Source organism: Pseudoalteromonas sp. NZS11_1 (assembly GCF_015864275.1).
Taxonomy (GTDB): Bacteria; Pseudomonadota; Gammaproteobacteria; order Enterobacterales; family Alteromonadaceae; genus Pseudoalteromonas; species Pseudoalteromonas arctica.
Map to the genome: position 1 here is coordinate 25386 of NZ_JADYXK010000036.1, position 6835 is coordinate 32220.

Consider the following 6835-nt stretch of genomic DNA (forward strand, 5'->3'; position numbering starts at 1 on the left):
TAAACCGCATGCATAAAAACTTTTAAAGAGTTGCCCACAATAGTTTTTTTATTCAACTTTACTAGGTAAGATACAGGGTTCAAGTGCAGCGCCGTTTATGTGCAATTTATGCCCGAGTGCTGCGCACAGTTAAAATAAAATAGTTAGGCAACTTATATCATTGGAGTGAAGATGAGCCATTTAGCGATTTCAGAGCTATTAAAAGGCAATGTTGCGGTAGACAGCCAAGTAACAATTAAGGGCTGGATCCGTACTCGCCGCGATTCAAAAGCAGGAATTTCATTTTTAGCCGTTCATGACGGTTCGTGTTTTGATCCTATTCAAGCGGTAGTTCCTAATTCACTGAATAATTATGATGAAGTTACTAGCTTAACAGCCGGTTGTTCTGTGTCGGTTACTGGTGTTTTAGTACAATCTGCTGGTCAAGGTCAATCTTACGAAATTCAAGCTAATACAGTGACTGTATTAGGTTGGGTAGAAAACCCAGATTCATACCCAATGTCGGCAAAGCGCCACAGCATTGAGTACTTACGTGAGCACGCTCACCTTCGCCCTCGTACAAATATGATTGGCGCGGTAACTCGTGTACGTAACTGTTTAGCACAAGCTATTCACCGTTTTTACCACGAGCAAGGCTTTTACTGGATCAGCACGCCAATTATTACGGCAAGTGACTGTGAAGGTGCTGGCGAAATGTTCCGTGTGTCTACGCTTGATATGCAAAACTTACCGCTTACAGACAAAGGCGAAGTTGATTACAGCGAAGATTTCTTCGGTAAAGAAGCATTCCTTACTGTATCTGGCCAGTTAAATGGCGAAACTTACGCGTCTGCAATGTCAAAAATTTACACGTTTGGCCCAACATTCCGTGCAGAGAATTCAAATACATCTCGTCACCTTGCAGAATTTTGGATGGTAGAGCCTGAAGTTGCGTTTGCTGATTTAGAAGACATCGCAAAACTTGCTGAAAATATGCTTAAGTATGTGTTTAAAGCCGTACTTGAAGAACGCCGTGATGACATGGAATTTTTTGCACAACGTGTAGAAAAAACTGCAATTACGCGTTTGGAAGAATTTGTAGAAAAAGACTTCGCGCAGGTAAATTACACTGAAGCAGTAGAGATCCTTAAAAACTGTGGTAAAAAGTTTGAGTACGCTGTTGAATGGGGTGTAGATTTACAGTCTGAGCACGAGCGATACTTAGCTGAAGAGCACTTTAAAGCACCGGTAGTTATTAAAAACTACCCACGTGACATTAAAGCATTCTACATGCGCCAAAACGAAGACGGTAAGACCGTTGCCGCAATGGACATTGTAGCACCCGGTATTGGTGAGATCATTGGTGGTTCACAACGTGAAGAACGCCTTGATGTACTTGATGCACGCTTAGAAGAAATGGGCTTAAACAAAGAAGATTACAGCTGGTACCGCGATCTACGTAAATACGGTAGCGTACCGCACTCAGGCTTTGGTTTGGGCTTTGAACGCTTAGTTGCTTATGTAACAGGTATGGGCAACGTACGTGACGTTATTGCCTTCCCTCGTACTAAAGGCAGCGCAACTTACTAATACTAAGTTAGCCGTTTATAAATACTAAAAACCAGCCAATTGGCTGGTTTTTTTGTGTCTTTAATTTACCGAATAAAAAAGCCGCAGCACTCAAAGAGCACCACGGCTTTCAACCAGAATAAATTTTGCTTAATTAAGCGCTATAAAGCACTCTCTAACTGTGGCAGTACTTCAAATAAGTCAGCCACTAAACCGTAATCTGCGACTTGAAAAATAGGTGCATCGGGGTCTTTATTAATCGCGACAATTACTTTTGAGTCTTTCATACCGGCTAAATGCTGAATAGCACCGCTAATACCTACTGCAATATATAAATTAGGCGCTACAATTTTACCTGTTTGCCCTACTTGCATGTCGTTAGGTACAAAGCCTGCATCAACCGCTGCGCGCGACGCACCAATGGCTGCTCCCAATTTATCGGCAATACCATTAAGTAGTGCAAAGTTTTCACCGTTTTGCATACCGCGACCACCCGATATAACCACAGTGGCAGCTGTAAGTTCAGGTCGTTCAGACTCTGTTTGTTCAACACTTACAAAGCTACTTAATTGCGAATCAGACACTGTATCAATGCTTGTTATAGCCGCTGCTGATTGCTCGCCTTGTAAATCAAAGCTACTGGCACGTACGGTAATTACTTTTTTACTGTCGAGTGATTTAACCGTTGCGATTGCATTACCTGCGTAAATTGGACGTTTAAATGTATCGGCGTCCACTACTGCGATAATTTCAGAAATTTGCGCAACATCTAATAACGCAGCAACACGTGGCATAAAGTTTTTACCTGTTGTCGTTGCACTTGCAACAATGTGGCTGTAGTTGTCGCTAAGCGATAAAACTAAATCGGTCATGCTCTCAGCTAACTGATGTTCATAAACGCTATTATCGGCAACTAAAACATTAGCTACGCCATCAATGCTGGCCACTTGTGAGCTCATTGCGCTTAGGCTGTTCCCTGCAATAAGCACATCAACAGGAAAACCCATTTTTACTGCAGCGTTAATAGTTTTTGAGGTTTCTGGTTTTAAGGCACCGTTGTCGTGCTCTGCAATTACGAGTGTTTTCATTTAAATCACCTTTGCCTCTGTTTTTAATTTTTCTACAAGCTGTGCAACGTCTTCAACAATAATTCCTGCGGTACGTTTAGCTGGCTCTTCTACACTTATTAATTGAATACGCGGTTTTAAATCAACACCAAGCGAATCAGCTGCTATTACTTCAAGCGGCTTACGTTTGGCTTTCATAATATTTGGCAGTGATGCGTAACGAGGCTCGTTTAAGCGTAAATCAGTTGTAACAACCGCTGGTAAGTTAAGTGCTACCGTTTGCAGGCCCCCATCAACTTCGCGGGTCACGTTTACTTTGCCATTTTCAATAACAACCTTGGATGCAAATGTGCCTTGGCCACGTTTAGTTAAAGCCGCTAGCATTTGACCTGTTTGATTATTATCTGAGTCAATTGACTGTTTACCTAAAATTACAAGTTCAGGAGATTCTTGCTCTACAATTTTAGCGAGTAGCTTTGCAATATGGAGTGACTCGAGCTTTTCATCGGTTTCGATGTGAATGGCTTTGTCAGCGCCCAATGCTAGTGCTGTGCGTAATTGCTCTTGCGATGCTTTAGGACCAATAGTAACAGCAACAACTTCATTGGCTGTACCGGCTTCTTTAAGGCGGATTGCTTCTTCTATAGCAATTTCACAAAACGGGTTCATTGCCATTTTTACGTTGGTTAAATCCACGTCGCTGTTATCACTTTTAACGCGTGCTTTTACGTTGTAATCAATCACTCTTTTTATTGGTACGAGAACTTTCATAGGAACTCCATAATTATTTAAACCTACAAGGTAACGTGCACGTCAACTTATTTATTTTATGAAATTAGACTACTTCCTGTTGACGTAAACGTCAACCTAAAATAACCTTTAACTATTCACAGTCTGTAACGTTTAATTTGCAAGGTTAAAAATAGGCTGTACACCTTATTTAAATGCGTAGTAAACATTCGAATAAGTCCGTCATAGATAAAGAGGTTATTATGGTCGAACGTGAAACCATGGAATTTGATGTAGTAATTGTTGGCGCTGGCCCTGCGGGGCTTTCAAGTGCAATTAAACTCGCGCAACTAGCACAAGAAAAACAACAAGAGTGCATGATTTGCGTAGTCGAAAAAGGTTCCGAAGTAGGCGCACATGTACTCTCTGGTGCTGTTTTTGAAACCAAAGCTTTGGATGAACTGCTACCAAATTGGCAAGAGCTTGGCGCACCGGTTACAACCAAAGTAACTAACGATGAAATTTATTGGTTTAATAACGAGCAAAAAGCGACATCAATCCCCCACTTTGCTACGCCAAAAACATTTCATAATGATGGTAACTACATTGTATCTATGGGTAATGTATGTCGATGGCTTGCTGAGCAAGCTGAAAGCTTAGGCGTAGAGATATTCCCGGGGTTTAGTGCTCACTCTTTAATAATTGAAGATAAAGCAGTAAAAGGGATTATTACTGGCGATATGGGTGTCGACAAAGACGGTAATGAAAAAGACGGTTACATGCCAGGTATGGAGCTTCGTGCAAAATACACTATATTTGCAGAAGGCTGCCGAGGTCATTTAGGTAAGCAGCTAATTAATGAGTTTGCACTTGATGCAGATTCATCGCCGCAGCATTACGGTTTAGGCTTTAAAGAAATTTGGCAAATTGATGAAAGTAAGCATGAGCTTGGCAAAGTTGTTCATGGTACAGGTTGGCCACTTAGCGGCGATACTAATGGTGGTGCATTTATGTATCACAGTGAAAACAACCAAGTTGTTGTTGGATTGATTATTGATTTAAATTACTCGAACCCACATTTAAGCCCGTTTGATGAGTTTCAGCGAATGAAGCACCATCCAGTATTTAAAAACGTACTAGAAGGTGGCGAACGTATTGCTTACGGCGCACGTGCTATTGCTAAAGGTGGCTTGCATTCATTACCAAAAATGCATTTTGCGGGTGGCTTAATTATAGGGTGCGATGCAGGCACACTTAATTTTGCAAAAATTAAAGGTAATCACACTGCAATGAAATCGGGAATGGTTGCCGCTGAAGCTATTTTTGAAGCATTGCAAAATGAGTTGGCAAATACCGATTTAACTCATTATCAAACTGCGTTTGAGCAATCGTGGGCATATAAAGAGTTATATCAATCTCGTAACTTTGGCCCTGCAATGCACAAGCTCGGTAAGTTTGTAGGTGGTGCGTATAACACGCTTGATCAAAATATTTTTAATGGCGGTTTACCATTTACATTTAAAGATAATACGCCCGATCACTCGACCCTTGTTGATGCTAACGCTGCTGACAAAATAGCGTACCCAAAACCAGATGGACACCTTAGCTTTGATAAACTCTCAAGTGTGTTTTTATCAAATACTAACCACGAAGAATCACAGCCTTGTCATTTAAAGCTCAAAGATGCTTCAATTCCTATTAACGTAAATCTAGTTAAATTTGATGAGCCAGCACAGCGTTATTGCCCTGCTGGCGTTTACGAAGTACAAGAAATAGCAGGCAATAAAGAGTTTGTTATTAACGCCCAAAACTGTGTGCACTGTAAAACCTGCGATATTAAAGACCCAAGCCAAAACATTACTTGGGTAACCCCAGAAGGTGCGGGTGGGCCAAACTACCCTAATATGTAACTAAATTATGCGTTATATACACATATAATCACTTTTTTTACATATAAATTATAAACATATCCTAAATTGCAGGGGCTTCGGCCCCTTTTTTACGTTATGCTAATAGTAGTTTTAATAATAAGAGTGTTATCTATGCCGTCGTCAAAAGTTGTTTTTCGTTTTTTAGCAGAGCCTACCGATGTTAATTTTGGTGGTAAAGTTCATGGTGGGGCCGTCATGAAATGGATTGACCAAGCAGGCTATGCATGTGCTGCGGGTTGGAGTGGTCACTACTGCGTAACGGTTTCGGTTGCGGGTGTTAAATTTAGACGCCCAATTTTAGTGGGTCAAATAGTCGAAGTAGAAGCTAAAATTGCCCATACGGGTAGAAGTAGCATGCAAATATTTATACAAGTGCGTTGTGGCGATCCAAAAACACAAAATATGGTTGAAACAAATCATTGTGTTATCAGCTTTATTGCAATGGATGAAACGGGCTACCCAATAGAAGTGCCTTCATTTAAAGCTGTAACAGAAGAAGATATTAAATTAGAAAATTACGCGATAAAAATGAAAGAAATAGCAATTGAAACAGAAAACTTGCTTCATACAGTGTAATTACTAGTTTAAATAAAGTCAGGCTATGTAAAAAACTCATTATACTTTGTAAAACATACAACTTATTTTGGAGTACTCAATTACACAAAAGTTCACTTTGATTATAAAACACGCTAAACACCGTAAAAACCAATACAAAAGAATTAATTAAGGCGTGTTTTTAATCCATTTTAATATTGGCACGCTCGCTGCAAGTAGATAATTGAAGTTTGATTAATGAAATCAAGCATTTGATTATTTTTTGTAAAGGAGCTATTCAATGATTAAAACACTTTCTCTTTCAGCTATTGCACTAGCAACACTGGGTTTTAACTCTGCAGCACACGCTGACCTTTCTGATTTCGATTCTCCACGTATTTATACTGGTATCGGTTACGGTCAATATTCTTTTGAATTTGAAGACAGTGACAACGACACTGACTTTGACGACGATGCACAAATGCTTAAGGGTTACGTTGGTGCACAATTTAACGAGTACTTAAGCTTAGAGCTTGCTTATCAAAACTTTGATGAAGTAAGTGATATAGACAGCAAAGCTGAAATTGATGGCGTATCGCTTGCCGCACGTTTGGGCTACCCTATAACAGAAAGCTTTTCTGTGTATGCAAAAGGCGGTTGGCTTGAATGGGATGCAGATTACACACAAGATTTACCAGTAGGTGGCGTATCAGCGTCTACAGATGGTGGTGATGCATTTTACGGCGCTGGTATTGAATACGCGCTTACAACAAATGTACAGTTTCGTTTAGAGTACGAACGCTATAAACTTGATGACGATATTGACCCAGATATGGATGTAGCGTCTGTATCAGTTCAATACATGTTTTAATTAGTTTTTAGCATGTATAAAAGGTAAGCCTTAGGGCTAATGCCGATCATTTAAGAATTAGTTAATAGCACTTGAACGATCTTCTAGGTATGTAAGAATCCGAATTCTTTTGTAGAATTCGGATTTTTTTATGCAACTTTCTAATGCTCTCGATA

Annotated in this window: 6 protein-coding genes; 4 read left to right on the forward strand and 2 right to left on the reverse strand. The window is 40.1% G+C overall.

The features are described 5' to 3' along the window. Positions 1–171 precede the first annotated feature (171 nt). The gene (gene asnS / locus I6F44_RS18090) at positions 172–1569 is read left to right on the forward strand and encodes an asparagine--tRNA ligase (protein WP_010552735.1); all 1398 of its coding nucleotides are present in this window, start codon (positions 172–174) and stop codon (positions 1567–1569) included. A gap of 140 nt (positions 1570–1709) precedes the next feature. Here the strand turns inward: asnS and I6F44_RS18095 are convergent, their stop codons facing one another. Beyond that, positions 1710–2636 (reverse strand): electron transfer flavoprotein subunit alpha/FixB family protein, encoded by a 927-nt coding sequence (locus I6F44_RS18095; RefSeq protein WP_166376864.1) that lies wholly within the window; start codon positions 2634–2636, stop codon positions 1710–1712. Continuing rightward, positions 2637–3386, reverse strand: a complete 750-nt coding sequence (locus tag I6F44_RS18100) for an electron transfer flavoprotein subunit beta/FixA family protein (protein ID WP_197174302.1) — start codon at positions 3384–3386, stop codon at positions 2637–2639. It lies immediately after the preceding gene. A gap of 221 nt (positions 3387–3607) precedes the next feature. Between I6F44_RS18100 and I6F44_RS18105 the strand changes: the two genes are divergently transcribed. The 3 genes from I6F44_RS18105 (at position 3608) to I6F44_RS18115 (ending at position 6680) form a co-directional block, all read left to right on the forward strand. Further along, positions 3608–5254, forward strand: coding sequence for an electron transfer flavoprotein-ubiquinone oxidoreductase (locus tag I6F44_RS18105; RefSeq protein ID WP_197174303.1), 1647 nt, complete (start codon positions 3608–3610; stop codon positions 5252–5254). Between the two features lie 132 nt (positions 5255–5386). Continuing rightward, positions 5387–5851, forward strand: coding sequence for an acyl-CoA thioesterase (locus I6F44_RS18110; RefSeq protein ID WP_007586808.1), 465 nt, complete (start codon positions 5387–5389; stop codon positions 5849–5851). A gap of 259 nt (positions 5852–6110) precedes the next feature. Beyond that, the gene (locus I6F44_RS18115; RefSeq protein ID WP_197174304.1) at positions 6111–6680 is read left to right on the forward strand and encodes an outer membrane beta-barrel protein; all 570 of its coding nucleotides are present in this window, start codon (positions 6111–6113) and stop codon (positions 6678–6680) included. Positions 6681–6835: the final 155 nt, after the last annotated feature.